The organism is Candidatus Woesearchaeota archaeon (genome assembly GCA_030651375.1).
GTDB lineage: Archaea > Nanobdellota > Nanobdellia > Woesearchaeales > UBA12501 > JAUSFM01.
In genome coordinates, this window is the sequence record JAUSFM010000014.1 from 88,921 (window position 1) to 114,974 (window position 26,054).

31 protein-coding genes and 1 tRNA gene are annotated in these 26,054 nt (G+C 48.5%); 11 read left to right on the top strand and 21 right to left on the bottom strand.

Annotation, left to right across the window (positions count from 1 at the left end; genetic code table 11):
- Positions 1-19: 19 nt before the first annotated feature.
- The gene (locus Q7R76_04525) at positions 20-733 is read left to right on the top strand and encodes a class I SAM-dependent methyltransferase (protein MDO8642819.1); all 714 of its coding nucleotides are present in this window, start codon (positions 20-22) and stop codon (positions 731-733) included.
- A 162-nt stretch (positions 734-895) separates the two neighbouring features.
- Here the strand turns inward: Q7R76_04525 and Q7R76_04530 are convergent, their stop codons facing one another.
- Positions 896-2,188 (bottom strand): hypothetical protein, encoded by a 1,293-nt coding sequence (locus Q7R76_04530; GenBank protein MDO8642820.1) that lies wholly within the window; start codon positions 2,186-2,188, stop codon positions 896-898.
- 139 nt (positions 2,189-2,327) lie between these two features.
- Here Q7R76_04530 and Q7R76_04535 point away from each other — a divergent pair, with 139 nt between their 5' ends.
- The 4 genes from Q7R76_04535 (at position 2,328) to Q7R76_04550 (ending at position 5,237) form a co-directional block, all read left to right on the top strand.
- A complete protein-coding gene (locus Q7R76_04535) occupies positions 2,328-2,642 on the top strand; it encodes a ribonuclease P (GenBank protein MDO8642821.1) in 315 nt (104 codons plus the stop codon).
- An 80-nt stretch (positions 2,643-2,722) separates the two neighbouring features.
- On the top strand, positions 2,723-3,841 hold the full coding sequence (locus tag Q7R76_04540) for a hypothetical protein (protein ID MDO8642822.1): 1,119 nt from the start codon (positions 2,723-2,725) through the stop codon (positions 3,839-3,841).
- Between the two features lie 102 nt (positions 3,842-3,943).
- Positions 3,944-4,753, top strand: a complete 810-nt coding sequence (locus Q7R76_04545; GenBank protein ID MDO8642823.1) for an AAA family ATPase — start codon at positions 3,944-3,946, stop codon at positions 4,751-4,753.
- On the top strand, positions 4,740-5,237 hold the full coding sequence (locus tag Q7R76_04550; GenBank protein MDO8642824.1) for a hypothetical protein: 498 nt from the start codon (positions 4,740-4,742) through the stop codon (positions 5,235-5,237). Before Q7R76_04545 ends, Q7R76_04550 begins: the two co-directional genes overlap by 14 nt.
- 14 nt (positions 5,238-5,251) lie before the next feature.
- On the opposite strand, the gene Q7R76_04555 is transcribed toward Q7R76_04550, so the two are convergent.
- Genes Q7R76_04555 through Q7R76_04565 form a run of 3 tightly spaced genes read right to left on the bottom strand, consistent with a single transcriptional unit; the run spans position 5,252 to position 6,829 of the window.
- On the bottom strand, positions 5,252-5,686 hold the full coding sequence (locus Q7R76_04555; protein ID MDO8642825.1) for a divergent PAP2 family protein: 435 nt from the start codon (positions 5,684-5,686) through the stop codon (positions 5,252-5,254).
- A gap of 13 nt (positions 5,687-5,699) precedes the next feature.
- Positions 5,700-6,200, bottom strand: coding sequence for a CDP-diacylglycerol--serine O-phosphatidyltransferase (pssA, locus tag Q7R76_04560; protein MDO8642826.1), 501 nt, complete (start codon positions 6,198-6,200; stop codon positions 5,700-5,702).
- Positions 6,197-6,829 carry a phosphatidylserine decarboxylase gene (locus tag Q7R76_04565; protein MDO8642827.1) on the bottom strand — a complete coding sequence of 211 codons (633 nt, stop codon included), beginning with the start codon at positions 6,827-6,829 and terminating at the stop codon, positions 6,197-6,199. Before Q7R76_04565 ends, pssA begins: the two co-directional genes overlap by 4 nt.
- 92 nt (positions 6,830-6,921) lie before the next feature.
- On the opposite strand from Q7R76_04565, the gene Q7R76_04570 reads away from it, so the two are divergent.
- A tRNA-Asn gene (locus tag Q7R76_04570) sits at positions 6,922-6,994 on the top strand.
- A 94-nt stretch (positions 6,995-7,088) separates the two neighbouring features.
- Here the strand turns inward: Q7R76_04570 and Q7R76_04575 are convergent.
- The 3 genes from Q7R76_04575 to Q7R76_04585 are packed head-to-tail and all read right to left on the bottom strand — an operon-like array spanning position 7,089 to position 9,220.
- On the bottom strand, positions 7,089-7,499 hold the full coding sequence (locus Q7R76_04575) for a hypothetical protein (GenBank protein ID MDO8642828.1): 411 nt from the start codon (positions 7,497-7,499) through the stop codon (positions 7,089-7,091).
- Between the two features lie 57 nt (positions 7,500-7,556).
- The gene (locus tag Q7R76_04580) at positions 7,557-8,303 is read right to left on the bottom strand and encodes a helix-turn-helix domain-containing protein (protein MDO8642829.1); all 747 of its coding nucleotides are present in this window, start codon (positions 8,301-8,303) and stop codon (positions 7,557-7,559) included.
- A 5-nt stretch (positions 8,304-8,308) separates the two neighbouring features.
- Positions 8,309-9,220 carry a hypothetical protein gene (locus Q7R76_04585; GenBank protein MDO8642830.1) on the bottom strand — a complete coding sequence of 304 codons (912 nt, stop codon included), beginning with the start codon at positions 9,218-9,220 and terminating at the stop codon, positions 8,309-8,311.
- A gap of 103 nt (positions 9,221-9,323) precedes the next feature.
- On the opposite strand from Q7R76_04585, the gene Q7R76_04590 reads away from it, so the two are divergent.
- Complete coding sequence (locus Q7R76_04590) at positions 9,324-10,283, top strand: iron-containing redox enzyme family protein (GenBank protein ID MDO8642831.1); 960 nt, start codon at positions 9,324-9,326, stop codon at positions 10,281-10,283.
- Here Q7R76_04590 and Q7R76_04595 read toward each other — a convergent pair whose 3' ends face one another.
- From Q7R76_04595 to Q7R76_04605, 3 genes are all read right to left on the bottom strand, one after another.
- Positions 10,284-10,937 (bottom strand): metallophosphoesterase, encoded by a 654-nt coding sequence (locus Q7R76_04595; GenBank protein MDO8642832.1) that lies wholly within the window; start codon positions 10,935-10,937, stop codon positions 10,284-10,286.
- A gap of 15 nt (positions 10,938-10,952) precedes the next feature.
- Positions 10,953-11,525, bottom strand: a complete 573-nt coding sequence (locus Q7R76_04600) for an L-threonylcarbamoyladenylate synthase (protein MDO8642833.1) — start codon at positions 11,523-11,525, stop codon at positions 10,953-10,955.
- Positions 11,526-11,698: 173 nt separating this feature from the next.
- Positions 11,699-11,872, bottom strand: a complete 174-nt coding sequence (locus Q7R76_04605; protein MDO8642834.1) for a hypothetical protein — start codon at positions 11,870-11,872, stop codon at positions 11,699-11,701.
- 302 nt (positions 11,873-12,174) lie between these two features.
- Here Q7R76_04605 and Q7R76_04610 point away from each other — a divergent pair, with 302 nt between their 5' ends.
- A complete protein-coding gene (locus Q7R76_04610; GenBank protein ID MDO8642835.1) occupies positions 12,175-12,447 on the top strand; it encodes an acylphosphatase in 273 nt (90 codons plus the stop codon).
- Between the two features lie 28 nt (positions 12,448-12,475).
- Here the strand turns inward: Q7R76_04610 and Q7R76_04615 are convergent, their stop codons facing one another.
- Complete coding sequence (locus Q7R76_04615; GenBank protein MDO8642836.1) at positions 12,476-13,564, bottom strand: AAA family ATPase; 1,089 nt, start codon at positions 13,562-13,564, stop codon at positions 12,476-12,478.
- Positions 13,565-13,601: 37 nt separating this feature from the next.
- Here Q7R76_04615 and Q7R76_04620 point away from each other — a divergent pair, with 37 nt between their 5' ends.
- Positions 13,602-14,840, top strand: a complete 1,239-nt coding sequence (locus Q7R76_04620; GenBank protein ID MDO8642837.1) for a hypothetical protein — start codon at positions 13,602-13,604, stop codon at positions 14,838-14,840.
- On the opposite strand, the gene Q7R76_04625 is transcribed toward Q7R76_04620, so the two are convergent.
- The 3 genes from Q7R76_04625 to dph5 are packed head-to-tail and all read right to left on the bottom strand — an operon-like array spanning position 14,829 to position 16,748.
- A complete protein-coding gene (locus Q7R76_04625) occupies positions 14,829-15,371 on the bottom strand; it encodes a hypothetical protein (protein MDO8642838.1) in 543 nt (180 codons plus the stop codon). The two genes, Q7R76_04620 and Q7R76_04625, sit on opposite strands and share 12 nt — an antisense overlap.
- Positions 15,368-15,982 (bottom strand): hypothetical protein, encoded by a 615-nt coding sequence (locus Q7R76_04630; protein MDO8642839.1) that lies wholly within the window; start codon positions 15,980-15,982, stop codon positions 15,368-15,370. Before Q7R76_04630 ends, Q7R76_04625 begins: the two co-directional genes overlap by 4 nt.
- Positions 15,975-16,748, bottom strand: coding sequence for a diphthine synthase (gene dph5, locus Q7R76_04635; GenBank protein MDO8642840.1), 774 nt, complete (start codon positions 16,746-16,748; stop codon positions 15,975-15,977). Before dph5 ends, Q7R76_04630 begins: the two co-directional genes overlap by 8 nt.
- 338 nt (positions 16,749-17,086) lie before the next feature.
- Here dph5 and ftsZ point away from each other — a divergent pair, with 338 nt between their 5' ends.
- Positions 17,087-18,154, top strand: a complete 1,068-nt coding sequence (ftsZ, locus tag Q7R76_04640) for a cell division protein FtsZ (protein MDO8642841.1) — start codon at positions 17,087-17,089, stop codon at positions 18,152-18,154.
- 200 nt (positions 18,155-18,354) lie between these two features.
- On the opposite strand, the gene Q7R76_04645 is transcribed toward ftsZ, so the two are convergent.
- From Q7R76_04645 to Q7R76_04655, 3 genes are read right to left on the bottom strand one after another with little or no spacing between them, the layout of a single operon-like run.
- On the bottom strand, positions 18,355-18,585 hold the full coding sequence (locus Q7R76_04645) for a hypothetical protein (protein ID MDO8642842.1): 231 nt from the start codon (positions 18,583-18,585) through the stop codon (positions 18,355-18,357).
- A gap of 44 nt (positions 18,586-18,629) precedes the next feature.
- The gene (locus Q7R76_04650; GenBank protein MDO8642843.1) at positions 18,630-18,854 is read right to left on the bottom strand and encodes a hypothetical protein; all 225 of its coding nucleotides are present in this window, start codon (positions 18,852-18,854) and stop codon (positions 18,630-18,632) included.
- Positions 18,855-18,894: 40 nt separating this feature from the next.
- Positions 18,895-19,593: a nitroreductase family protein gene (locus Q7R76_04655; protein ID MDO8642844.1), complete on the bottom strand. Its 699-nt coding sequence runs from the start codon at positions 19,591-19,593 to the stop codon at positions 18,895-18,897.
- Positions 19,594-19,680: 87 nt separating this feature from the next.
- Here Q7R76_04655 and Q7R76_04660 point away from each other — a divergent pair, with 87 nt between their 5' ends.
- Positions 19,681-21,447, top strand: a complete 1,767-nt coding sequence (locus Q7R76_04660) for an ATP-dependent DNA ligase (protein MDO8642845.1) — start codon at positions 19,681-19,683, stop codon at positions 21,445-21,447.
- A 6-nt stretch (positions 21,448-21,453) separates the two neighbouring features.
- Here Q7R76_04660 and Q7R76_04665 read toward each other — a convergent pair whose 3' ends face one another.
- From Q7R76_04665 to Q7R76_04680, 4 genes are all read right to left on the bottom strand, one after another.
- A complete protein-coding gene (locus Q7R76_04665) occupies positions 21,454-21,702 on the bottom strand; it encodes a hypothetical protein (protein ID MDO8642846.1) in 249 nt (82 codons plus the stop codon).
- Complete coding sequence (gene cyaB / locus Q7R76_04670) at positions 21,699-22,232, bottom strand: class IV adenylate cyclase (protein MDO8642847.1); 534 nt, start codon at positions 22,230-22,232, stop codon at positions 21,699-21,701. The genes Q7R76_04665 and cyaB overlap by 4 nt, the downstream gene beginning before the upstream one ends.
- A 35-nt stretch (positions 22,233-22,267) precedes the next feature.
- On the bottom strand, positions 22,268-22,894 hold the full coding sequence (locus tag Q7R76_04675; GenBank protein MDO8642848.1) for a hypothetical protein: 627 nt from the start codon (positions 22,892-22,894) through the stop codon (positions 22,268-22,270).
- 74 nt (positions 22,895-22,968) lie between these two features.
- Positions 22,969-26,019 (bottom strand): vitamin B12-dependent ribonucleotide reductase, encoded by a 3,051-nt coding sequence (locus tag Q7R76_04680; GenBank protein MDO8642849.1) that lies wholly within the window; start codon positions 26,017-26,019, stop codon positions 22,969-22,971.
- Between the last annotated feature and the right edge of the window lie 35 nt (positions 26,020-26,054).

The following is a 26,054-nucleotide window of genomic DNA, read 5'->3' on the forward strand; positions in this document are numbered from 1 at the left end:
AGTGGATATGGTGATATCTATGGTTGTTCAAATATTTCTTCGTTGGGCAAAAAAACTGCCGATTGACCTTGGCCAAGAAGCCATGAATGAGAAAACAAAAGGCAAAAAAATTGCCGCAGCGCTGGTGCCACACGTGCCACCAAGCGAGTTTGGAAAACGCATCGCGCTTGATGTCGGCTGCCGCAATGGCCACCAAACACTGCTGCTGGAACGGATGGGATACCGCGTCACGCCGGTTGACATCGAAAAGTCATTCGACCGATGCATCATTGTCGATGCGAACAAGAAACTGCCCTTCAAAGACAATAGTTATGACCTTATCTGGTGCAGTGAAGTTATCGAGCATCTTGCAAATCCTGCGTTTACCGCGTCCGAATTCCGCCGTGTGCTCAAGCCCGGCGGCAAAATGGTACTCACCACGCCGAACAGCTATTTCTGGCTCATGCGGCCGTTCCACTGGATCGGGCTGACACCCCGAAAACTCCAGCGAAAAGACCACACCCAATTCTTTGATGAGAAACAGATTCGGCGATTATTTCCGCGCGCACATATCTACGGATTTTTTCCGTATATGCTCGTCAAAGTGATGATTGACAAGCTTCTTGGCCCGCTCACACCGACGTTTGTGATCAGTGAGCGGAAAGAGGCGAAAGAGGTTACGCCCACTTTTTCGCCAGCAAAAAAAGCCCTGCTGAAAAAAGAAAAAGACCGAGCGCAAACGAGAAAAATTTAATCAGAAAGTCAAACATCAGCCACACCCCTACACTGATGAGAATAATTCCGAAAACAATGTTGATAATGCGCATTGAAATACCGAGCCGCCGCATGGATCATGCACCTTCCTTCTTTTTCTCTCCTTCGTTTTCTCTTTTTTTGTTTTTTCGTTTAAGTTTACTTATTCGCCTTCACTATCGCTCGCATCGCCACTTTCTTTGTCGTCTCCATCAATCAGTATATTGATCGGCATGCCGAGGAATGCATTAATGGCGTCTTCAGCACCTTCGCGGAGCGTGCTGACGTCGTCCTTGGTTTCTTTTTTTTCTGCCTTTTTAACTTTTACGATTCCAGCAGCGTGTTTCGTCTTGAGGTGGGCAGTTTTGTACTCGAGCTCTTCAATCTCGCGCTGGACATTGTTGAGTCGGATGCGCTTGTACACGTCAAGAATTTGCTCGTTGATTTTTTCCATGAGCGCAGCGGTGTTTTTCAGGTGCTCAACCGAAAGTTCGTTGAGCCGCGCTAGAGAATCGTGGCGTTCTTTGTCGTCCGTGCCAAACTGGCCGGTGAGGATGGTGCCGCGCAGCCGGTCGAGCCCGTCGACAATCAGCACGTTGGTGTCGGCAAGCAGCGCATCGCCAGCGTTTGCGAGGTATGATTGAAAGAGCCGCGCTTCTTCAGGATACGCAGCGCAGTATTTGCGGATGAGCCGCTCAATTGAGGAAAATGATTTTGAAAGAAGGTCGTGATGGTTCTTCAGTTTGCCCTTGAGCGCAGCCATTTGTTTTTGGAGCACTTCGAGTTCCTGAAATTGTTTTCCCGTCCGGAGCTGCTGCATGTGGGTTTCAGCGCTTGCAATCAGGCTTTCGGTGAGGGCAAGTGCCTGCTTTTCTTGGATGATGGTATCAGCAAAGCCGCCTTTTTGCTTGACGGTTTCTTCGAGCTCGTTGATTTTCTTTTTTATGGTGGCAAGCTCGGCAAGCTTTGTTTGTTTCAGGCCGGCGAAAACTCCTTCAATGGCAGTGAGTTGGTTTCCCACATCACGAACCTCGTTGGAAAAGAATTCTTTGAGGATGATATAGTTGCGTGCCGTGTTTTTGACCAGCTGTCCCATCCGCTCTTCTGCCCCAGAGATAAACTGAAGCAATTTTTCATACGCAAGCTCGTTGGGAACAACGAGGCCGTCGGCAAAAGCGCTGACCGTGCGGAGATATGCTTCGCGGTTGCCAAGCATGATTTGTTTTTCTTTTTCTGGCAACGCCGCATTCATGAGTTGGGCTTCGCCGAGCAGTTTCAGCTTGTCCTTGAGCACGCCGCGTGCGTCCTGCAGTTGGCGCAGTTTTTCCCGGAGCTGCTGTTTTTCCTCGTCAATAAGCGTCATGCTGCGCTCAATAAACCAGTCAAACAGCCGTTCAAGAGGGATGTTGTATTCCTCAATTGCAGCTTTTTTAAAGAACGTTTTGAGCCACTTCACGGTTTCACCACTTCCCCCCTTCCCCGGTTCCTTGTATCGGGGCGGTGCTGGCAGTATTTATATGGTTTGTTATACTCCAGTGATGGGAAGATACAGATGAAGATAAAGATTTTTAAAGTTTCAAATCTTGGCAGGGAGTATGAAAAAGCAAAAAAAGCACGCAAAAAAACAGGAAGAGCGCGCTACGGCGCAGCGCCGTGTTCACGAGCTTTTTTCCACCGCGGCAATACGGGCGTCGGCACCGGCAGCAGCCAACCGGCTGGTGCGGACTGCACGCCGGCTGGCAATGAAATTCCGGCTCCGACTTCCCTCAACGCTGAAACGCCGTGTGTGCAAGCACTGTTACGCCTATCTCCGGCCAGGTGTGAATTGCCGTGTGCGACTCGCGAAACAGCGCGTCATTTATCGGTGCAACGCGTGCAAGAAATTTATGCGGTTTCCGTATGTGCGTTAAGCTATATTTTTTACTGTAGAGTACTCACCACATAAATCTTTATATAGAGCTTCCTGCCCCCGCAAACGAGGGGATTATGGATGGCAACAGAAGCAAAAAATCTTCGTGATGTAAGCAGTGTTCTTCGTACTTCTTTTCAGGCCATCAAACGTGACATCGCCGGCCTCACCGAACGCCTTGAGGCAAACCAGCAACGCAATGAGATGGTTGCGCACCAGACCCAGCAGCTTGAGCATACGCTTGGCCTGCTTGCCGGCGATTTTATCACCACGGACAAACTAAACGTCGTCAAAATCCAGCTCGGCGACCTGAAAGATGAGCTCAAGCGCGCTGATGCCGCAGAAAAAGCAGTGCGCGACCTACGCTCAATTGCCGCAACCAAAGTCACGACAGAAAAAGCACTGGCAGACCTGCGCAGCGAATTTGAGGCAAAGCACGCCCGCTGGCGCTCAAACGTAAAATCGCTCACCAAAACAGTTGACAGCGCATTTGAAAAAATCAACAAAAACATGGCGGTTGTGCAGACGGCAAACAATAGAGACATTGACGGCCGCATGGCAGGATTCAGAAAAGAGTTTGACACGCGCCTCTATCAAGCAAGCGCAGAAGGTACTATGCGTACCGAAAAAACCAACGCTGCGCTCGCCGCACACCAAAAGCGCACGCAGGAAGAATTCCAGCGTGTCGCCCGAAAATCACACGTACACGAGCTTGTCCGCGACCTCAACAACGAATTCAACACACTAAAAGAGCGCCTCGCCACCATGGGCGATGAAACCGGCGAGCTGCGCAACGATGTCGAGTCACTTGACCACCGAACGCGCGACTTTGAAAGCATCCAAAAACAATTCTCAACCATGCATTCCAATTTTGAAAGCCTCAAGAGCCGCATGGTGGCTGATATACATGACGTGCAGGATGATATTCATCGGCTGGGCAAAAAAGTCAAGGAAAACATCCCGCCAAAAGAACTCCGCAGCGCAGCGCGGCTGCTGCACCTCAAAAGTAAAACCCCACCGCTGGTCAAAACATCAAATGTGCTCATCAGCATTTCATTTGCACTCGTCGTGTTTGCAGGCATTCTCTTTTTTGCGCTTGCCAAAACAAACGGATTTCTGGTTACTTGGACTGTCGGGCTTGCCGTCGGGGTGTTTGTGATTGGCCTGCTGTTCAGAACAGTGCACGCGATAAAGAATTAATACTAATAACCCACCACAAACTTTATAAGTAATTAACGGCATAAAAAAGCAATAAAGAAGCCCAGTACTGAGAAGCAAAAGAGAGAAAGAAAGAGGTGACGTGTGGGTCGCACAATCGGCGTGATAGCTATCAAGGGAGGCGTTGGAAAAACAACTGTAGTCGCAAATCTTGGCGCGGTGCTTGCCCACGAATTTAACCAGCGTGTGCTTATTCTTGACGCAAATTTTTCAGCAGCAAATCTGGGCTTGCATTTCGGCATTGTCAACCCTGAAATAACGCTTCATGACGTGCTGGCAGAAAAGCACGACATCAAAAAAGCTATTATCTCCCATGGCCGCATGGACATTATTGCCGGAAGCCTGGTGCCAAAAAAAGTTGACCCGCTCAAGCTTCGCAGCAAACTAAACCAGCTGAAAAAAGAGTATGATTTTATTCTTATCGATTCGTCCCCAGCGCTGAATGAGGAAATCCTCGCAACTATGGTTGCTGCCGACGAGCTCATGGTGGTCACAACACCCGATTATCCCACGCTCAGCTGCACCATGCACGCGGTCAAAGTCGCCAAGCGACGCGGCACGCCAATCACCGGCATTATCGTCAATAAAAAGCGCAATCAGCTGTTTGAGCTCACCACTGAAGAAATCGAAGAGGCAACTGAAACACCTGTTATTGCAGTTGTCCGGGATGATGTGCGTGTGCTTGAAGCGCTTGCCGCAACAACACCCGCAACGATTTATGGGAATGTGACTGATGTGGTGGTTGAGTACCGCAAACTCGGAGCGGCACTACTGGGAGAAACGTATCGTGATCCCCGTTTCCTCAACCGCATGCGGGATGCATTGTTCAAGACCGATACGGCAAAGCATGAAGTCAACCGCGCGGTGCTCGGCAGCCCGCTTGCAAAAAAGTAGGAATGAACTCGCCATGATTTCTTTTAGCACCTATGTTCTGGTTGCACTTTTCGCGTACGGAGGCACCCTTGCTGGCGTGGGGACAAGTATTCTTGCGTCAGAAGAATTAAAATCAGGCCGTGTATGGCTCGCCCGCAGCAGAAAGATTTGGTATGTGCTACTCATTGCCGCCACCCTTTTTTTTCTTGTAGTAAGCCCATGGAGCATACCGGTCATCTTTCTGGGGTTTCTCTGTGCGTACGTCAATAAAATTTTTGTCGGCCCAATGGTGCACGTGTATGTTGGTTTTCTTTTTTTTCTTGCAGGCCGCGACCTCGCCTTTTTGTTGACCAGTGCAGTCGCCGTGTTCCTATTTTATTTCACCAGCGGGGCAGCCGGCATGGCCCATGGAAAAGGTGATGTCAGAAAACGAATGAAAGCGGTGCTTCTCCGGCATCTTCCCTTTTTTGCGTGTTTGCCGCTGTATGCGTTATATATTTTTTAGGGGTTTTTGCTTGTTTAGAAATAATTGAAAAAAAACAGCGCAACCAGCATGCCGAGCACAATGCCTCCGGCAACTTGGAGGGGTGTATGGCCGAGCACCTCGCGAACTTTTGTCACGCCCTTCTGTTTCACGCTGCGCAAAACCTGAATCATCTGGTTGATACGTCGAGCTGTTTCACCGGCTTCGCGCCGCACGCCAACCGCGTCAGCCATGACAATCAGCGAAAAAAGCAGTGCCACGGCAAAAACGGAAGTGTCTGCTTTGATGAGGTAGAGCGTCGTGGTCAGCGCCGTGGCCATAGCGGCGTGGGTTGAGGGCATGCCACCCGGCTCAAAGAGTAATAATGAGAGGTCGACCTTTTGATGATTCAAAAAATGAAGCGCGACTTTGATGCCTTGCGACAGAATCGCTGAGGTAACCACCGGAAAAAAAAGTTCATTGAAGCTCATAGAATCACCACACTCACCATTTTTTTATTTTGCGCTGGCTCACCATTAAAAAGCCCATGATAACGAAGATTATAGGGATGCCGATTGTCGGGACGCCGAAAAAATAGAGTGCAGGAAAGACGATACCATTCACCGTAATCGGCACGCCTTCAAAAAAAGTAGTGTGATTCATGATGTTGAAACGGGCAAGCCGTGCAATGCCGCAGAGCAGGAAAAAGATACCGCCTACCAGCGCGGGAACCGTACGCTCTGCAAGCAAGTAGCCAAACAGCGCTGGCGCAACGCTGAACGAAACTGTATCTGCCAACGAATCAAGCTCTTTTCCAAACAGGTGCGCCTGATGCCGCCAACGCGCGATTCTGCCATCAAGCCCATCAAGGACTGCGGCGACAAGCATGCCAATGCTGGCGAACGCAAATTGGTGCTGAAACGAAAAAATGATTGACAAAAATCCTGCACCAGCGCCGAGCAGAGTAATGCTGTCAGCGAGGGTTATCAGTTTTGTTATTTTCATCGAAGCCACCGCTCATTTGTTGCAATAACAGTTTTGCCGCCAACGACTTTTTGCCCTTCATGGACCGCAAGTTTGTACTTTGCCGGGAAGATGAGGGTTACTTGGCTGCCCATTTTGATGACACCAAGTGACTGCCCTTTTTCAACGTGATCATTTTTTTTGACAAAGCAGCGAATGCGCCGCGCGACGTAGCCGGCAATCTGAATCACCTTTATTTTTCCAAAGTGAGTGTTCATCAGGATTTCATTTTTCTCATTTTCCAGCGCTGCTTTCATCGTGTATGCCTTGCGTACTGCGTTTTTCCATTTTCCTTTTTCATGGTGTGTGTACAGAATCGTGCCGGTGGTCGGCGCTTTCTGGAAATGCACATCGCTCAAGTGCATGACAATGTCGATGAGAAAGCAATCGTTGTCAACATCTTCAGTGAGTGTTTTTATTTTTCCCCAGCCTTTTTGCAGCGTGACATATTTTCTGGTGGTACGAATGATGCGCGCAATTTTTCCATGCGCTGGGCTCACGATATTATTTCCCGGTGTCGGCTCAATAAGCGGATTGCGAAGTGTGTACGAATAGAACAGAAATGCCGCTGCAGTAAAGAGGAGGGAGACGTAGATAAGCGCTATCACCATACTTTTATACAGCCACTGGTTCTTTTTAAAGTTGTTGGTTAGTGCTGAACAAAAACTATATAAACTAACGGTTGATTGGGCAATTTACTCAGGCCCCCATAGCTTAGCCGGTAGAGCGTGCGGCTGTTAACCGCAAGGTCGCCAGTTCGAGTCTGGCTGGGGGCGTATTAATTCTTTTAGAGGTCTGTGGTTTGAGGTCTGAAGTACGTTAAAAAAATGCGCTGCGCAGAGAATTATTTTTTATCCATTGTTAGATATTCTATCCCAGTATATGGAATCCGGTGAACTCTACGGAGACACGAGTATATTGAAGAACCTGGCCAGCCTTAGGTGGGACAAGAGTATATTTAATAATCTCGCCATCCTTATTAAATTCTAATTTTTTTAATGCCGGATTTTGTCGCACTAAATTACCTACTTCTACACGGTAGCCTCCGGTGGGAGCAGAAAGATAGTTATTACGCAAACCCTGCGCATTCAGTTGATCAACAATTGTCTGCACCGTGTCGCCTTCTCCTGCGATAATTTCATACGTTTCATATCGGGTAGTATGGCCAATTGTGGGTTGGACTGTTTCTTCTCCAACTTTTTCGATTTCAGCGCCAGTGGCAGTAGAAGCTACCCCTCCAACACCTAACGCAACAATCAGTGCAAGATCTTTTGGTTTCATAAGGTTTAGGATATCTCCAGATATAAAAAGATTCTGTAACTTGAGTCATATCACTCCTTATTTTAATTCTTCTCCCGTCGCAAACTTCCACAACAGCTTAAAATAATTTGTATACGACGCTGCCATGCGTTCATCGTCGATAATCACGCCAAATGGCTCATCCGCCCAGATAAAAAAAGAAACCTTGTTGTCATACACATTCGTCGTTGCCGGACTGTCGTATTCTTTGGGAAGAAATGCAGCACGCGTGCAGGGCAAAGTATTCAGGTAGGCAATCCGTTCCTGTGCATTTTCATTGTAGAGATGGTACTGCCATTGTTTTTGCCGCATGCGCCGTTCATGGTAAATGACTACAAATGATTTCATGCGCTCAGAAACATCGCGGGGAATGCCAAAGGAATAGATAGGAGCACCAGAAGCAAGCTGGTCGTCGGTCATCGCCTTAATGCCGGCAATGCCTTCAAAGATATGCGCTTTTGGCTTGGGGCCCGCGAGCTGGGCATGCATTTTTAATTCAGGCACGAGCCGGCTGAGCTGGAGTTTTTTTTCTTCCATCAGCGAACACACAGCCGCAGGGTCTGTTGCCTGAAATATTTTTTTCTCGTTCTGAAAAATGTAGGTGACAAGGCCGAGTGCAATCAGTTTTTCCAGAGCATCATAGACATTCGGCCGGTGGATGTCCATTTTTTCAGCAACTTCGCCGGCAGTAGACGGGCCGCGCTGAAGAAGCCGCACATAGACTTTGATTTCATTTTTGCCGAGACCGATTGCTTCAAGTATCTGGTATCGTTCAGGAAGTTCCATAAGAATTATTTGATGACGACTGTTTTTACGATTTCGGCCAGTTTTTTGTCATTGGCAAAGCCGGGCTGGTCACCCTCATCATATAATTGGAGGATGACTGTTTTTTCACCACTGATGTCTGAAAACTGGAACTTGGAAAGGTCAATCGTTGCCTTGAGGCGCTTTGCTGTTTCAAGCACGGCGTATTTTTTGATGAGCGGCGATGCTTTATACGCGCCGCTGGTTTTTTCATCAAACGCATACGCTTTTATTTTTGGAATGAACGCTTTTCCCCGATTTTCAAGGGTAAACGAAACGTCAGTTACCTTGCCGCCCCAGTCGCGCGTTGCGGTCTTGATGTCTTCAAGCGTCAAGGTCACGTCGCCTGCGGCGCTGGTTGCGCTGGTGCCTTCGGTAACGAGTGGTGTTGGTTCAGATTCAGCAGACGGTACAACTGGTTCTGCTGGAATAGTTTGTTCAGGAAGCGGCACAACGGGTGCAGAAAGGGTTTCTATTGGTTTTTCTGCTGGGGAGACCGGCTGGTTTGCCAACGCAATCCCTTCGCCAACGGCAACGCCAACCACGTTGCCTTCAACGCCTGAAGTGTCTGCACCAACAAGGTTCCAGGGAAACAGGGTGTAAAAGGGATTGTAAAAAAAGGAGACTGCAAAAAAGAGGAAGAGGAAGAGCAGCACGCCGCGCATAACGCGGTTGGGTGAAAAACTGACGGTGACTTCTTTTTTTTGCTCGCTCGCGCGAGGTGCAGGCCGGACGGTTACCTTGGGCTCCGGATGGAGCTCTAGTTTCTTCTTGCCAAAGAAGCTTTTCTTTTCTTCTTTTTCTACGTTGTAGGGCTTCGGCTTTGCCTTTTCAATTTCATCATCAGAAAACAAGCGCTCTTCTGCCGCCCGAATCTCGTCACTGGTCAGGTTGCCCATGCGCCAGAAAGAAGGTTCCAGATATATAAAGATTGTTGTGTGATGGAGAGTTTAAAAACGATAACAGAAGGTTTAAATAGGTATTTAAATCACCCTCTTAAAAATGGCACTCGTCGAACAATTTTCGGCATTTGAAGATGATCTTATTAGGCAATTCCATGCGCTTGGTTTTTTTCGGAATTTCAACAGGCTTTCTGATACTGATTTGAGAGAGTACCTTACCCAAAAATGGTTCTTGTCAATGAACTTTGTTGGCTGGTATGATCGGGCGATTAATGCGCTGAACGATCCAGAAGCAAAGGAAGTGTTAAAAAAAATTGTGCATGATGAAACGCCCCGCGGCGCCCCATCGCATCGTGAAGATTTGCTTGCTGATTTAGAAGCCATTGGCATTTCCCGCGCAGACGTTTTATCGGCGCGCCCTACCCGAACAACGCAACGATCATTGATGCGGTTAAATCAGCTTGTTGCGTTCACGGATGATCCTGATTATGACCTTCGTGTTATGAGCGCGTTGCGCATTGCCGGAGAAATTTTGGTTGCTGAAGAATATCGGCACGTTGTTCCAGAACTTGAACAACGGTATGGCTTAACACCTGAACGTTCCCGCTTTTATGCGCCCCATTTTTACCATGATAGAAAGGACAGCGAAACTGGGCAACATACGCATTCATTTGAAAGCGTTCTTGAACGCCTCATTTCAGACGAAGGAAAATTACGCATTGCCACGGAAAGTGCTGAACACGCGTTTCAGGTGCGAACGTATTTCCACAACCAATTTGACGCACGACTTCGTGCACGAAAAGCACTTCCTCTTGCAGGTTTTGCAGCTGCGGCAGTGGCACTTATGTGTTACGTTGGTTCGCAGATTTCGCAGAAACCTGTTTCTTCGCCGCCTCGTTCACCGCCAAGCAGAACAAATTTGCCGGAAGCAGGAGTTCAGTTTTATCTTCAAGCTGACCGCTGGCTCTTACAAAGGTATGAAGAAACAAGAGATAGACAGTACCTGAAAAATATTGGCACGTTTGAAGCAGCTCGTGATGTGTGGGGTCCCGGGCCGTAATCACAGCTCAATTATCTTCCCTTTCTTCCCCACATTAATTACGCGTGTCCTGCCGATTTTTTCCTCGATGCCTTCTGCCTCGTGAACGTGGCTGCAGAGCAGAATGTCCGGCTGCAGTTCTTCAACGGCTTTGCGCACGCCCTTGCTGCCTTCGAAGAATTTGCTGAACTGCTCCATCTTGGTACCGGCAGGGTGGATGTGGGTCATCATGATTTTTTTCTTGAGGTACTTGATTTTGTCAAAGCTTTTCTTCAACAAGCCATGCGCTTCTTCTTCAGTGACTTCTTGAAACGGCCCAACATTTGTGGTGCCGCCACAACCGAAAATGCCGACGTCCTTATAGCGAATGGAGTAGCCGTGCATGTTCTTGACATCGTCGCCGTACAGTTCAGCAAGAAAATCAACCGTTGCAATGCTTTCATGGTTGCCTGGAATGACGAGCACTTTTTTATGTTTCTTCAGGAACGGACCGATGATGTTGTCTGTGCTTTGCTCGTTGTACGTGATGTCGCCGCATAACACGACGAGGTCGACGTTTTCTTTTTCTGCCCGGTCTGCCAGTTTCTTGATGAGTGTGGTGTCGCCGTGCACATCGCCGGCAGCGAGAATTTTGAGCTTTTCATGTTCTTTTTTTTCTTCTTTTTTTTGTTCCATCAGTTTCACGAAGTGCTAACGCCTTTTAATACTTACGCTTTCAGCGTCAAGAAAAATGAGTGTTGAGGGCGCTGCTGTTTTTTGGCCTTCGTCGATAATGAAATCAACCGCTGCTTTGAGGTCAGGATCCACATCATCACTGCTCGTCATAAACGCTGCGCCGCTCTTGTTGACGCTCGTCGTGACAAGAGGGATGCCGAGTTCGGCGATGACCGCACTCACCCAGTGGTTTGGAATCCGGACGCCGAGTGTCTCTTTGCCAACCGTGACGCTGTCAGCAACGCACTTTTGTTTCATGTTCATGACGAGCGTGTAGGGGCCGGGAAGTTTTGCGAGCCATTCGCGTGCAGCGGACGTGACATCGAGGTTTTCTTCAATCCAACCGAGCGACGGTGCGATGACAGAAAACGGCGCGTCTCCACGTCCTTTTAATTCGCGAATTTTTTTGACTGCGTTATGGTTGAGCGCGCTGCAACCGATGCCATAAATCGTGTCGGTTGGGTACACGAAGACTGCGCCGTCAAGGATTTTGGTAAAATACTGCTCCTTGTTCGCAAGGAACTCATCTTTGGTAATAATCAAGCTCATAGAATAAAAGAAAAAAACAGGAGTTTTTAAACCTTCCCCTGTTTAATCCTCCAGCAACGCCTCCTGCGCATAGCCAAAGTCGTTGATGAAGTCAACACGCTGTTTGTAGTCCCTCCATTCAAGGAAGTCACCAAAAAAGTGCCGTTGGAGTGCCGCGAGCATAGTCTCACCTCCTAACAGAGCGCTGCTGCCAGCCGCTCGTCCAAAAAGAGCTCGTTGTGCTGCAGGTCATGGATTGCTTCTGCAATCAGCTGGTCGTTGATGTGCACCGTTTGTTCATTTTTCCGCTGGATGAGCGGCTGGCGTCGAATCATAAATTGATGGTTTTCTTGGTCTGTTGGTTGCATGGGTTCACCTCTTTTTTTCTCTGATTTATGGCTGGGGCGGGGGTTATCGATTGAGCGTTTGCTGTTTGACGCACTGGAAAAACAGTTGGTTGATGCTGGTTGTTGACATTTGGTTATTCATCGAAATCACCTCGTTTGCGATACCCTATTTAGAATCAGCCGGCTTTATATACCTCACGCGGGTGTTTGTCCAGTGTCCAGTGGTGGAGAATAATGCCTGCTGCCGCAAAAAATGATGCTTATAGACAGCAATGGCACTGGACAGGCAAAGATTTAAAAAATGCCAATTTCTGCAAATGGACATGAACAAACGCCTTCATCTTATGATCCACGGTCGCGTGCAGGGCGTGTTTTTCCGGAGGTTTGTGTGCGAACAGGCACAACGCCTTGGGCTGACAGGACATGTCCGGAACACGAACAACGAAGTTGAGATTGTCGCAGAAGGCGATGAGAAGGTTCTGCAAGAACTCGTGATGGTGTGCCGAAAGGGGCCGACGGCGGCACGCGTGGATAAGATTGATGTTGAAGAAGAGAAATGGACGGGAGAGTTTATGGGATTTGTGAGGAGGTATTGATTAGATTAGTTGAGATAGTCACACATAATTATTTAAAATCATCCAGCGTCGTCACACCTGATGGTGAGAATGTTATCATCGTGGTGTTGCCGTCTGGTCCTCCTCCAACTTTTTGCACGTTGAGGTATTTATTTTCAGCCAGCTTGTTGATTTTGCGCTGGAATGTTTTATACCCGCCGGCGCCGCCTTCTTCTTGGTATTTTTTGAAGATGTCGCCGATTTTCTGGCCGGAACATTTTTTTATCAGGTCGAGAATAAACCGTGACTCATCCTCTAAAGCGTCTTTTTTCTTGATGGAAAACTCTTCGAGCTTTTTGACCGCAGCAGCCATGTGCGCTGGCATGATACTTCGCGACGCTGCATCTTCTGCTGCGTTGCCCGCTTCTTTTAACAGATATAATCCGGAGCGCACGTCGCCGAGCGTGTATGCCTTGTCCGCTGCCTGCAAAAATGCCTCTTCCTGCCAGACATCGGGCACAAAGGAGTATTTCATGCGGTCGCGCAGAATGCCAACAACTTGTTCTTTGGTGTAGGGGCGAAATTCAAGAATTTCCGCCACGAGCCGCGATTTGATGCGCTGGTCAAGCTCGGCCAGCCAGGTCTTGTGGTTTGTCACGAGAATGATGCTCTTGCGATAAATCTCTTCCAGCAGTTGGTACAAAAGGTCGGTGTCCTCTAATTTGTCAACTTCGTCGAGCACAAACACCGCTGCTTTTTTGTTGAGCAAGTCTTTGACAATTTTGAATAATTCATCCCCACGCTTGTTGTGGGTGAATTTGTATTCAAGCTTTTCGCACATTTCTAGAATTACTTTGAAGCTGGAATTTTTCTGCCAGCAGTTGATGTAGAATGGAATAACGGCGTCACAGGTTTCGTCGGTTTCTTCCAGCTCTTTCATGATGTGCCGGAGTACTACGGTCTTGCCGATGCCCGGCGGGCCGTGGATAAAGATATTTCTGCCGGTGCGCTCGGCAATCAACGGCTTGATGCACAGCGCAATCTGGCGCTGTTCTGCTTCGCGGTAGGGCACGAGTTTTGGGATGAAATCATAGTCGAGTGGAACAGGATCGCGAAACAAGCTTTCGCCGCTTCCGAGCATATTCTTGAAAAGAGCCATGAAAGAGGAGGATTTGATTCCTATTAAATATTTTTGTATGCCTCACAACAATATTTATAAAGTTACTGCACTCTTTTTCTCTACAAAAAAGGGTGAAACCATTCCTGATATTCCGATTCCTGAAACAGCGCTCGCATCGCCGCAGATGTATAATCGCGTTCTCGCTGTGGTGAATGATGCAACGCACACGCTCACCACGCGGCCGCTGACAACGGTTGCCTCGCTCAAAATAGCATACGATGTGTACGAGCGCGCAAAAGCAGCCATGGAAACCCTGCCGCACAGCAACGGAAGGGCCATTGCACAGGAACGGCTCATGTTTCTCTATCGATATATTACTGATTCGCGCCGGCTCCTGATTTCTGACGACTTCAACAACAAAACTGAGTTTATCGTCAATCTGATTGACAAAGCAACACATTGCATCGAAGAAAACAAGCCGGATGATGCTTCACAGCTCTACAGCAAGGCGCAGGAACTGTTCTCTGCGCTGCCTGACGAGCCAACGCTGCTGCACAAGAAAGAAAACACCCGAAAGCATCTCGGAGAACTGCACGAACGAATTGTGCACCGAAAAGAAATTGAGCAGGACCAGCGGTTTTATAGAACATTCCATTCAGTCGAAATGCTGCTCGACCGGGCTTCTACACTCGCAAAAAAAGATTCGGTTGGCGCGCGAAAAACCTATGACGACGCGCTGAAAGTGTACCGCTCATTAAACGTGCCGGCAGCATTTGTCTGGAAAAAAGCAGCAGTGCGCAAGCGCATCCATGCGGTTGAAGCGCAGCTCAAGCCGAGCAAAAAAGAATTTTATGCGCCGCTGGAACACACCTTGTCTCACGAGCTGGTTGAATTGATTGCCGGCGATCATTCCCTTAAATCCCAAGCGGGATTTTCCGAAATGGTCAAACTTCTTACCGAACTTGATTCCTGTTCTGTTGCGCACATCGGCGAGGCTCGTGAACTATTCACATCTGCGAAAAAAAAGGCAGCGTCGTTCACCGGCGACAAGCGCGCATTGAATGCCTGTTTCGCAAAAATACGCGCGCGGCTCGAGCTGTTTTCCACGTTGGAAAAAATTCAGCACGTGCGAAGCGCCGGAGAGGTTCATACGCTCCTTGCGGAAACCCAGCGGCGCTCATTGGTGTACAACCAGCGCTATCCACACGACCACGCATGTACCGACGCGGTGTACGAAGAATGCGCACTGCTTAATTCGCTCATGGAAGAAGGGGTTACTGCGGGTGAAGTGGCGCGAGCTGTTTCACATTCGTAATGTTTCTGGGCGTAATTGTTCTGCAGCTCTCCGGTACAATCCCACGTCTGGTTCTCTGAACATTTCTCTGCCGTGCGCCGCATGATACGCCCCAAGCGTCTGTTCCCGAAAGAGCGGCTGTCTCAAATTGCCAATCACTGTAATCATTGCTGTGTACATTGACTGGATGACCCCTTCATAGCTTTCGCGAGTGGTGGTTGCAGTATCGGGTTGCGTTTGAAAGTGTCGAAGGTGGCCAGCAAAGTCCCCGTCAAAATACCGTGTTGCGTGCGCTGCAAAATCGCGCTGTATCCGCCAGTTGCCTTTTTCCGAAAGCACAAAACCAAGCGCTTCAGAGGGCGTTACTGCTTTTTTTTCAGCAGCCAGCCTGACACTCTCCAAAAAAATACCAGCGAGAAAAATATCATCTTGTGCACGGCCATACTGCATCGTCGCGGTGCGTAATGCTGCTTCAAACTCGTGCGCTGGCTGATATGCTGGTTCAATAAACAACGCAGCAAAATTAATTCCCGCAAGGTCGTCGAGGCTCATGGCCGCGCCTCCTGTCTTGTTAGCAAACGAGCGTATGCTTCTCGTTTTCCTTCGATGCGGTCACCGCACAGGTCGAGCCGATGATGGTGCTCGAACTGAAAGCCGCGTACAGCCAGAAGCGTCATAAGATCGGCAGTTTCTCCAAGGACACAGAGGTACGAAATTTCACCATAACTATGTATAGGTATCGTTGCGTCAGGTGAACAGCGTTGCACAACCTCGTGCCGCGCCTCTTCTTCGAGATGAGGCAAGCCAAAGATGCACCTTGTTCCAAGCTGTTCCTTGGCAAAAAGCGCGAGGCTACGAGTCTGTTCGTCAAGCAGTGTTGGTTTTTGTCCTCGTAATAATTCGGAACTGGCATACGGTACGAAAAGAAGTGCATGCGCTGGATCAGCTGCAATCGTGCTGATGCGCTCTTTCCAGAGTGCTTCAAGCAGGCGTGCATACTCGTGCCCAGGCATATCGCCAGGAAACTGTCCTTGTATAAATGCGCCAACTTTAGCATACGGAGTTCGCAAAAACTCTCCGTCGTACGGAATCGGATTTCTCATGCCAAAAAACGGGTGTACGAGCACGTCGAGTGATTCAATTGGTGGCTGTTCGTTATTCATTGTTCAGCACCTTCAGCATTTCTTCTTCCTTGAAATGGAGCGGTCCGGGAATGATGAGGCAGTGCAACGGTTTTCCAAAGTTATGCTTCATCAATTCTTCAACCGAGCCGTATTTGATAACAGCATCTTCATGTCCCATACGCGCGCATCCTACAACGAATGTTTTTTCCGTGACGATGTCTTGTTTTCGCTTTTTCTCGATGTCCAGCAGAATGTTCAGCGCGTCGTTAATTGTCATGAACCGTTCGCTTCCCTGTTCCATTTTGATATCCAGCAGGCACAGCGTGTGCGCGCCAATGGATTTGTTCTGCGCAATGACATCGTAAAAACTTTCCGGCTGGTGATTTTTTTCCGGGAATACAATGCTTGTTGTTTTGCCAAATTTGTAGAGCTCAAGGCCGGTGTTTGCCACCGCGTTGATGATGGATACATTGTTGATAACCGTAACCGGAATATTTTTTTCCTTTGCACGCAACATAAGGTCAGTGTGCGTTGTCGCGCCAAACACATCACCCACCACAAGGAAGGCAACATCTTCTTGTTCCGCATCCTTTAGGATGGTTTCTTCTGCGTGTGACTCAACCAGCGTGCGGTCGGCGGAAATGAGCGGCTTGCCGTAGAATTGTTCAAGCACCTCTTTCGAACACCCTAATTGTGATGTATAGGTCTCAATATATAGTTTTGAACACTTTTTAACCGCTTCAAGGCCATGCAGGGTGATGTCTTTTTCTGTTCCAAGGCCGAGGCCGATGAGGTATAAAGCCATTTTAACAGAGAATTATGTGTTTCTTTTTAAACCTTTCGACATATATACTGCAACATATATGTTAGAATACAAATATATTTTTATATCTAATGTTCGTTTATAAATAGAAAAAAAGGGTTTGAGTTTTTGGCGAAACTCAAGCAACGACGAAATCGATATTGGCGAAAAACGGATTTTATCACACAAATTGGCGTTTGTGTAAAACAATTGGCGATTTCTAAAAAGAGTAGAGTACAAACTAGTATATAAAGTTTTTGCTAGCCTGTACGCTTACACGCCTCAAAAGCGAGGCATCAAACAAAAAAACAGCCTAAAAAAATAAAAAAGGGGGTAGGAACATGGACTTCCTGGTCGAAAACGCAGTACAAAAACATGAGGATGAGTTAAAACAACTCAGTGCCCAGCAGGCAAACATCAAGGTGATTGGTGTAGGCGGCGGCGGCAACAATATGGTGAACTGGCTCTACAAAAAAGGAATTAAAGGAGCCGAAATCATCGCAGTCAACACCGATGCGCAGCACCTGACGGTGACTGACGCTGACAAGAAATTCATCATCGGCAAAGACCTCACTCGAGGCCTTGGCTGCGGCGGATTTCCCCAGCGTGGCGCAGAGGCGGCAAAAGAATCAATGCAGCACATCAAGGAAGCATTGAAAGATGCTGATATGGTCTTTGTCTGTGCAGGCCTTGGCGGCGGCACTGGAACAGGGGCAGCCCCAGTCATTGCTAAAGTAGCAAAAGACAACGGTAGCATTGTTATTGGAACAACAACCATGCCGTTCAAGATTGAGCGCGCGAGAATTGACAAGGCAGAATTTGGCCTGCAGCAGCTCCGCCAGGTTTCTGACACGGTTATTGTCATCGACAACAACCGCCTCGTGTCAATCGCCGGCAACCTGCCCGTACAACAGGCATTTGCTGTTGCAAACGAGCTCATCTCAACCATGATTAAAGGTATCGTTGAAACAATCGCGGTGCCCAGCTTGGTCAACCTCGACTACGCAGACGTCAAAACCATCATGACTGATGGCGGCGTTGCAGCAATCGGCGTCGGCGCTTCTGACACGTCAAACCGTGTTGATGAAGCAGTCCGCGGCGCATTGAGCAATCCGCTCCTCGACATCAGCTACCAAGGCGCAACTGGCGCCATCATCCACATCCACGGCGGGCCTGACCTGACGCTGGATGAAATCAACCGCGTCGGCGAGCAAATCACCGAAGCGATGGATGCTGATGCCAACGTCATCTGGGGCGCACGCGTCACCGAAGACATGAAGGGCAAGCTGACGATAATGACCATTATCACGGGCGTTAAGTCGCCATGGATACTGGGCAAAGGCGACGGCCGCAAGAACTTCAACGCGTCACGCGTCAATGAAGAGCTTGGGATCGAAATGGTCCGTTAATATTTTTTTCTTAGTTTTTCTTTGCCTTCATTTTTTTACCACCCCCAAACCAAAACGATGAAGGCAGGTGGGATCCCCGGGTTCCTGGGGATTCTTTTTATTTTTTTTACAACACCTGTTAGTTCTAAGACTCAAAAAATTGACAACAACCAGAAAAAGAACGAAAAAAAGAAAATAGAAAAATAAAAGAAACAAAACAGTTACATATCTTCAACGCTGGTAATTTTCTTCAGCACGGGAAAGCGCGCCTTGGTGCCGCTGCCCCACGTGTGAAATTCAATCTCGCCCATAACTTCTTTGCCGCGCGCTGGCTTTCCTGAAATAAGGCGCTGTTTGTCCTTTCCTGAAAAGGCGACACGGGACTGGCTGCCTTGCGGCGAATTTGCCATCGTCAGCCGGCCGTTGTGAAATCGCATTGTTGCTTTAACCATATGAATACCTCCATTTTTACGTTTAGTTGATGTATTTTTTGATGTTATTCGACTAATTCAGCAAGATAATTGTACTTGGTGCTCTGGTCAGCGACGTCCAAGAATTTGAACTTGACCGGCGAACCGGTGCTCATGCCGCGCTTCTTGAGCAACTGCCTACCGCCCTTGAGTTTTATTGGGCGGGAATGATTGAGCCCTTGACCGCGCGTCGGCACCACACCTGTTTGTTCATCATTAATTTTTCCCTTGTAAATAAGCGTTCGTGGCATACTCATCACCTCTTTTTTGAATGGAATGGAGAGATTCTTTTTAATGTTTTCCCTTTTGCTTTTCGTCCTCTGGTTTTTTTGAAAACTTTTCTTTGAAATAGCGCATGAAGCGTTTTCCCTGCTGGCCGGCTTCTTTTTTTGCGCTTTTTGCAAATTCTTCATACTGCAGGCTGTAATCCCACAAGATAGCGTTCATGTTTCTGAACCGGTTGCCGTAACGCTGGAGATAGACAATAGTTTCCAGCATCATGCGGGGAGGTGCAGGCACTTCTTCGTCGGCATAGCCGATGGTAAGCACGCTGATTGGTGTTGCACGCTCGGGAATGGCGAGCGCAAGCCGCATCATCATCTCGTCAAACGCGCTGACGAGGCAGCAGCCAAGCCCTTCTGCAGTTGCCTGCACCATCATGTTTTCTGCGGCGCAGGAGCAGTCCTCAATTGTGTATTTTTCACCAGCCTTGCCGTAGTACTGGATTGTTCGTTCAGGAATGCTGCAAATGACAACGTGCAGTGGCGCGGTTTCCATCCAGACCTGATTCACACAGGCACGCGCAATTTGTTTTCTGGTTTCGTCGTCCGTGACAATGATAAACTTCCAGTCCTGGACGTTGCCAGCTGAAGGAGCGTATTCTCCGGCAGTCAGAATGTTGATAAGCTTGTCCCATTCAACAGGAAGATCCTTGTACTTGCGAATACTTCGCCGCCGCTTGATGAGCTCAAGCACCTCTTTGGGGTCCATACCGGTTCTTATTGATTTTTGGTTAATAAATGTTGTGCTCTTGGTTTCGAGTAAAACTTTAAAAACAATCACCTCTCCTTACAATGTATGAAATACGCCTTCCTCGTTGAACTGTACGAACAGCTGGAACAAACAGCCAAGCGCCTTGAAAAAACACGCGAGCTTTCGCTGTTTCTGAGAAAAGTGCCGGAGGATGACCTTGATAGCATTGCGCTTCTGCTGCAGGGAAGAATCTTTCCAGCGCACGACGAAAATACTATCGGCGTTGCTGCGCGACTTGTGCTTAAGGCAATCAGTGTAGCCACTGGCATCGACCAAACAAAAGTGGAGAAGGAATGGAAAAAAACTGGCGACCTCGGCGTCACTGCCGAGCATTTGACCACCGGAAAAAAACAGCGCACGCTCGTCAGCAGCCATCTCACCGTGCGCAAAGTGTTTGAGAACCTAAGAAAGCTTGCCACCATTGAAGGTGAAGGAACGGTTGATAAAAAAATGCAGTTGATTGCAGAACTGCTCACCAGCGCCGAGCCGAAAGAAGCGAAATATATCATACGCACAGTACTTGAAGACCTGCGCGTTGGTGTGGGTGATGGAACGCTGCGCGATGCGATTGTGTGGGCGTTCTTTGAAAGCGAAACAAAACTTAACTACGACGAAAAAGAAAAAACAATCACGCCGGAAAATCGTGAGGAGTACAACAAGCTCGTCGCCGCAGTGCAGAAAGCATACGACGTCACTGCTGATTTTGGTGCGGTTGCGCTCAACGCAAAAACCAAAGGCCTTAAAGGCATTGAAAAAGCAGACATCACCATTGGCAAGCCGCTCAAGGTGATGCTGTTTCAGAAAGCAGACGACCTCAAAGATGCGTTTGAACGGGTGGGAAAGCCGGCAGCGTTTGAATTCAAATACGACGGCTTCCGCCTCCAAGTCCATAAAAAAGGAGGTGTCATAAAACTATTCACCCGTCGGCTTGATGAAGTAACACGGCAATTTCCTGATGTGGTTGACGCGGTTGCAAAACACGCCAAAAGCGATAATTTTATTCTCGACGCTGAAGCAGTTGGCTTTGACCAAAAAACAAAAAAATACCTTCCATTTCAGAGTATCTCGCAGAGAATCAAGCGCAAGTATGACATCAAAGAAATTGCAGAAAAATTTCCCGTCGAGCTCAACGTATTTGACCTCATGGCCTACAACGGCGAAAATGTGATGGACAAGCCGTTTATTGAGCGCCGCAAGCTCATTGAAAAAGTTGTTTCATCCACCAAATCAAAAATTGTTGTTGCTAAACATATTATCACGAGCGACTTGAAAGAAGCGCAGAAATTTTACGAGGAAAGCTTGGCCCACGGCGAAGAAGGTGTCATGGCAAAAAATTTGGAAGGTATCTACAAGCCCGGCTCGCGGGTTGGCTTTGGCGTGAAAGTCAAGCCGACCATGGAAACGCTGGACTTGGTGATTGTGGGCGCGGAGTGGGGTGAAGGAAAACGCAGCGAATGGCTGAGCAGTTTTACCCTTGCGTGCCAAGACGATGATGGAAAACTGCTGGAAATCGGCAAGGTCGGCACGGGCATCAAGGAACTTGAACAAGAGGAAGGCGGCGACGTGACATTTGACGATTTGACCAAAGAATTGAAACCCGCAATTATCGAGGAGAAAGGCAAGGAAGTCAAAGTAAAGCCAAAACTGGTGATCGAAGTTGCATTCGAGGAAATCCAGAAAAGCCCGACGTATTCATCTGGTTACGCATTACGATTTCCACGGCTGATTCGCCTGCGCGAAGACAAGTCAAAAGCAGATATTTCGACGATAACACAGGTGGAGAAGGCGTATAAAGGACAACGGGGACGGTAGGAATAATTATTTTCTTTTCTTCCGCTCGCTCAGCTTCACCATCTTTGCCAGCGCCACAACACCCCAGACCACTTGCAGAATAATAAACGGCATGCTCTTGAGCGAGTAGGAGTAGTACGCCAACGCCGCAGCGCCGACCAGATTTAACAGATTGTATTCATACGTGTCAGTTGCTTCGTAGAATTCATCCCAGAAAAAGGCAATCAGGATACACACGAGACCAACGCTGCCGATATAGATTGGCTCAATGATCATGCGCGGCCTCCTTCACCGTAATGTTCGGCAACATCGCTGATGGACCATGGCTTGCAGTCGTCTTTTCTGAAGCCCAGCTTTTTCGCCAGCGCGTAGATTTTCGGCAGTGACGCTGATTTGACTTCGAGAAACACGGGAATAAAGCGGTGCGCATCGAGATGCTTGTCAATCTGAACTATACAGCCCTTGAGGGAGTACATGGTTCTGTGTTTTTTCATCACCCACCACGGCGTGCACCCCAGACTTTCCAGCAGTGCTTTTGCCGCGGCAAAATCAGAAACAACAATTTTATGCTCCTTAAACACGCGGCCCGGGCCGTTACGAAGGTTCTGCTTAAACGTGAGTGTCGCAGTTTTTCCTTCCTGCCGGAGGCGAAGGGTCTGCTTTAGTTTGCGCAACTGTTCGTCTTCATAATCATAGAAAAGGGAATGGCTCATGCCGTCAAACAATTTCTTCGCACCGATTTTTTTCAGCCGTTGTTCGACGTTCTTTCGATTAATGCCGAGAATTTTTACTTCGACCTCTTTCATGGACATATCATACGAAGAAGTTTATATAAATGTTATTAAATGTTCTTTGGCTTTTTCCAGTCCACTAATTCCCCTGCTTTTCGCTCAATCATATCTGCTGGACGGAGAAGGGCAATCTGGGAACGAGAGAGAATGGAAACGTGCGGCATACGAGCGAGATACTGGGAAATATACCACACATCATCTGGCGAGGTCATCCATCCGCGCGCATCAAAACGAGACAAATGCACCGGGCCTGCATAGGAGCGAAGCGTTTTTCTTCCATCGTGGTTGGTGAAATATTCGTGAAAGTATGACATCACCAACTCGCGAATTGTTTTGTACACCGGCTCACGGTAGCGAAGCACGGCATGGTTTGTTTTTGAAATGGCGCCCCAGCATCCATTCTGTTTAAAGACGGCAATAACATGGTCTTCATCGTTCTTTGTTGCCACCATATCAACGATCAGGGGCGGATGGCCGTGAAAGCGTAACGCAGCTGCAGCAAATAATGCTCCTTCCATACAGTGTGCCTGGCGGTGCTTGAGCACCATACGGGGAGAATAGAGTGTTTCTCCGTGTGTTTCGAAATTGATGGGAATCCGGTTGAGAAAATCCTGAATTTTTGCAGGGGTGGATAGTTTTTTTAAAATGGCTTGTTCTGCAGGAGTAAAATCGAACATGTGATTATTATAAGATGAGGAGTATATTAAAGTTGTTTTTTTGGTAACAAAATAAAAAGATAAAGAACTTAGGTTTAACTACATCCCATTGAATTTCCACACGACAGGCATTTGTAACACGTCCCGCTCCGCACCGTAATGTGACCGCAGGTGTTGCACGCAGGCGCATCGCCCATAAGTGTGCTCATTTGTTTGCTCAAGGCGCCGTCGGTAGTCGGTTGTGGTACGCCTGAAGTCGAAGAGTGTACTTCCGGTTTCTGTTCTTTCTCAGCCGGTTTCACATGCGCCAAGTCGGTTCTGCCCAAATATTCAAGCGCAAGCACGCGCATGACAAAATCAATAATGCTTGTTGACGTCTTGATATTCGGATGGTCGGTCATGCCTGCCGGTTCGAAGCGCATAAACGTTAGTTCATCAACATACTTGTCCATCGGAATGTTGTGTTGTAATCCGATATTGACTGCTTTAGCAACACAGTTGATGAGGCTGCGCAGTGTTGACCCTTCTTTATGCATCTCGACGAAAAATTCTGCAAGGCTGCCGTCATCAAATTCACTCGTCAAAATCTTGAGGTTCTGGCCGGCAACGCTGGATTCAACCGTCAATCCGCGCCGGCGCTTCGGAAGCGTGCGCAGAGCTGCAGCGACGGATTTTTTTACTTCATCCTTTTCCGTTTTCTGCGCAGTGAGCGGTTGTGACTGCTTGCAACCGTCACGGTACAAGGCAATTGCTTTTAATCCGAGCTTCCACGCCTCGATGTAAATTTTTTCAATGTCTTCAACGCTTGCTTCGTTGGGAATGTTAACGGTCTTTGAAATCGCGCCGGAAATGAACGGCTGCACTGCTGCCATCATCTTGACGTGCCCCATGGGCGCAATGAACCTTGTTCCACTGCCGCACTTATTGGCGCAGTCAAAGACAGCAACGTGCTCGGGCTTGAGGTGGGGCGCTCCTTCAACGGTTTGCGCGCCGCTCACATAAATCATGGCCTCGTTGATGTGCTGGGTGGTAAAGCCCCGCTTCTTGAGTTCGGGAATGTTGATGTTGGGTGTCCAGTCATCAAGACTTTTCATCTGTGCGATATAGTCTGCGGCTTCTTTGATTTGAGGGGCAGTGAATCCGCGTGCTACAAGCGCGCTTGGATTAATGTGAGGAGCTCCTTCGAGTGTGCCTCTTCCGACAATGTAACTTTTTATGTCATCAATCTGGAGCGCATCATAGCCGAGTTTTTTCAGGGCGGTGATGATGGAGTTGTTGATAATCTTGAAGTAGCCGCCGCCTGCCAGTTTTTTCCATTTGACGAGGGAGAATTCCGGCTCAACACCAGTGGTGTCGCAGTCCATGAGCAGGCCGATTGTGCCAGTGGGGGCGATAACGGTTACCTGCGCGTTTCTGAATCCGTATTTTTCGCCGAGCGTGACCGCGGCGTCCCAGCTTTCCCGCGCTGCATTGAGCAAATTTTCCGGACAGTACCGCACGTCGATTTTGTAGGCCTCTTCGCGGTGCTTGTTGATGACACGCAGCATGGGTTCCCGATTTGACGCGTAACCGTCAAACGGCCCGAGCAGGCCGGAAAGATGTGCGGATGCTTCATAGCCCGTGCCGCACATGATGGCGGTAATGGCGCCTGAAATCGCGCGGGCTTTATCACTATCATAGGGAATGCCATTGACCATCAGCAGGGTGCCGAGGTTTGCATAGCCCAGTCCCAGGGTTCGATATTGGTGGCTGCGCTCTGCAATTGCTTTTGTCGGATATGATGACATGCTCACAATGATTTCTTGCGCCGTGATAAATATCTTGCAGGCGTGTTCAAATGTTTCAATGTCAATCAAATTGCCGTCGTCAGAGGCGAATTTCATCAGGTTGATTGACGCAAGATTGCAGGCGGTGTTGTCGAGGAACATGTATTCGCTGCAGGGATTTGATGCATAGATTTTGTCAGAATTGGGGCAGGTGTGCCAGTCGTTGATAATCGTGTCGAACTGCACGCCGGGGTCGGCGCAGACCCATGCTGCTTCGCACACCATCTTCATGAGGTCGCGGGCTTTGTATTCTTTGTATATTTTTCCCGTGGTGCGTGAGGTAGTTGCCCATGAGCCGTTGTTGAGCATGGAGTTCATGAAGTCGTCGGTCAGCCGAACAGAGTTGTTTGAGTTCTGGCCGGAAACTGTTTGGTATGCTTCACCGTTAAAGTCAGCAGGGTATCCCGCGGCGATGAGGGCGTGCACTTTTTTTTCTTCGCGCACTTTCCAGAGGATGAAGTCTTCGATTTCAGGGTGGTCCATGTCGAGGCACACCATTTTTGCGGCGCGCCGCGTGGTGCCACCAGATTTTGTTGCGCCTGCGCCGGTGTCAAACACTTTGAGGAATGACATGAGGCCGGATGAGGTTCCTCCTCCTGACAGCTTTTCATATTTTGAGCGGATTTTTGAAAAGTTGCTGCCCGTTCCTGAACCGAACTTGAACAGCCGCGCTTCTGCTTTCAGCAGGTCGAACATGCTCATGAGGTCGTCTTCAACCGGCTGGATGAAACAAGCTGAACATTGCGGCCGGCTGTACGCGTCTTCAGTCATTTTTACCTGGTGCAATTGTTCGTCATAGTACCAGTTTCCGCCGCTGCTCGTGATGCCGTATTTGTGGAGCCCACAATTGAACCAGACTGGAGAATTAAACGCGCCTTTTTGGGTGATAAGGAGGTTGGTGAGCTCTGCTTCAAACGTATCTGCTTCTTCTTTGGTTGCAAAGTAGCCGTGCACTTCGCCGGCTTCTCTCAGTGTGTTTGCAATTCTGAACACGAGCTGGCGGGCGCTGGATTCAGAGCCCGTGCCGGGAACACCGGCCTTGCGGAAATATTTTGATGCGGCAATATCAGTAGCAAGCTGGGACCAGGTGCTCGGCACTTCGCAGTCCGCCATTTCAAAAACAACTTTGCCGGTTGGCTCTTTGATGAGTGAGGTGCGCTTGACATAGGTTTGCTCATCTAATGGATTGATGCCTGGCGTGGAAAAAAAACGACGGAGAAAGCGAAGGGATGAAGCTGAAGAATCAACAGACGACAGGGACGATGAAGAGATTGATTGAGAAGATTGAGAAAATGTTTCACTCTGTACCTTGGCTGCCATAGTATCACCTACTTTGGGTTTGATTGATGGATTGA

Excerpts from the sequence above, each read along its gene's own strand:
- Q7R76_04525 (MDO8642819.1), top strand. The coding sequence starts at position 20 with ATGGTTGTTCAAATATTTCTTCGTTGGGCAAAAAAACTGCCGATTGAC.
- Q7R76_04535 (MDO8642821.1), top strand. The coding sequence starts at position 2,328 with ATGAAAAAGCAAAAAAAGCACGCAAAAAAACAGGAAGAGCGCGCTACG.
- Q7R76_04540 (MDO8642822.1), top strand. The coding sequence starts at position 2,723 with ATGGCAACAGAAGCAAAAAATCTTCGTGATGTAAGCAGTGTTCTTCGT.
- Q7R76_04555 (MDO8642825.1), bottom strand. The coding sequence starts at position 5,686 with ATGAGCTTCAATGAACTTTTTTTTCCGGTGGTTACCTCAGCGATTCTG.
- pssA (MDO8642826.1), bottom strand. The coding sequence starts at position 6,200 with ATGAAAATAACAAAACTGATAACCCTCGCTGACAGCATTACTCTGCTC.
- Q7R76_04565 (MDO8642827.1), bottom strand. The coding sequence starts at position 6,829 with ATGGTGATAGCGCTTATCTACGTCTCCCTCCTCTTTACTGCAGCGGCA.
- Q7R76_04575 (MDO8642828.1), bottom strand. The coding sequence starts at position 7,499 with ATGAAACCAAAAGATCTTGCACTGATTGTTGCGTTAGGTGTTGGAGGG.
- Q7R76_04580 (MDO8642829.1), bottom strand. The coding sequence starts at position 8,303 with ATGGAACTTCCTGAACGATACCAGATACTTGAAGCAATCGGTCTCGGC.
- Q7R76_04585 (MDO8642830.1), bottom strand. The coding sequence starts at position 9,220 with ATGGGCAACCTGACCAGTGACGAGATTCGGGCGGCAGAAGAGCGCTTG.
- Q7R76_04590 (MDO8642831.1), top strand. The coding sequence starts at position 9,324 with ATGGCACTCGTCGAACAATTTTCGGCATTTGAAGATGATCTTATTAGG.
- Q7R76_04595 (MDO8642832.1), bottom strand. The coding sequence starts at position 10,937 with ATGGAACAAAAAAAAGAAGAAAAAAAAGAACATGAAAAGCTCAAAATT.
- Q7R76_04600 (MDO8642833.1), bottom strand. The coding sequence starts at position 11,525 with ATGAGCTTGATTATTACCAAAGATGAGTTCCTTGCGAACAAGGAGCAG.
- Q7R76_04605 (MDO8642834.1), bottom strand. The coding sequence starts at position 11,872 with ATGCAACCAACAGACCAAGAAAACCATCAATTTATGATTCGACGCCAG.
- Q7R76_04610 (MDO8642835.1), top strand. The coding sequence starts at position 12,175 with ATGAACAAACGCCTTCATCTTATGATCCACGGTCGCGTGCAGGGCGTG.
- Q7R76_04615 (MDO8642836.1), bottom strand. The coding sequence starts at position 13,564 with ATGGCTCTTTTCAAGAATATGCTCGGAAGCGGCGAAAGCTTGTTTCGC.
- Q7R76_04620 (MDO8642837.1), top strand. The coding sequence starts at position 13,602 with ATGCCTCACAACAATATTTATAAAGTTACTGCACTCTTTTTCTCTACA.
- Q7R76_04625 (MDO8642838.1), bottom strand. The coding sequence starts at position 15,371 with ATGAGCCTCGACGACCTTGCGGGAATTAATTTTGCTGCGTTGTTTATT.
- Q7R76_04630 (MDO8642839.1), bottom strand. The coding sequence starts at position 15,982 with ATGAATAACGAACAGCCACCAATTGAATCACTCGACGTGCTCGTACAC.
- dph5 (MDO8642840.1), bottom strand. The coding sequence starts at position 16,748 with ATGGCTTTATACCTCATCGGCCTCGGCCTTGGAACAGAAAAAGACATC.
- ftsZ (MDO8642841.1), top strand. The coding sequence starts at position 17,087 with ATGGACTTCCTGGTCGAAAACGCAGTACAAAAACATGAGGATGAGTTA.
- Q7R76_04645 (MDO8642842.1), bottom strand. The coding sequence starts at position 18,585 with ATGGTTAAAGCAACAATGCGATTTCACAACGGCCGGCTGACGATGGCA.
- Q7R76_04650 (MDO8642843.1), bottom strand. The coding sequence starts at position 18,854 with ATGCCACGAACGCTTATTTACAAGGGAAAAATTAATGATGAACAAACA.
- Q7R76_04655 (MDO8642844.1), bottom strand. The coding sequence starts at position 19,593 with ATGGACCCCAAAGAGGTGCTTGAGCTCATCAAGCGGCGGCGAAGTATT.
- Q7R76_04660 (MDO8642845.1), top strand. The coding sequence starts at position 19,681 with ATGAAATACGCCTTCCTCGTTGAACTGTACGAACAGCTGGAACAAACA.
- Q7R76_04665 (MDO8642846.1), bottom strand. The coding sequence starts at position 21,702 with ATGATCATTGAGCCAATCTATATCGGCAGCGTTGGTCTCGTGTGTATC.
- cyaB (MDO8642847.1), bottom strand. The coding sequence starts at position 22,232 with ATGAAAGAGGTCGAAGTAAAAATTCTCGGCATTAATCGAAAGAACGTC.
- Q7R76_04675 (MDO8642848.1), bottom strand. The coding sequence starts at position 22,894 with ATGTTCGATTTTACTCCTGCAGAACAAGCCATTTTAAAAAAACTATCC.
- Q7R76_04680 (MDO8642849.1), bottom strand. The coding sequence starts at position 26,019 with ATGGCAGCCAAGGTACAGAGTGAAACATTTTCTCAATCTTCTCAATCA.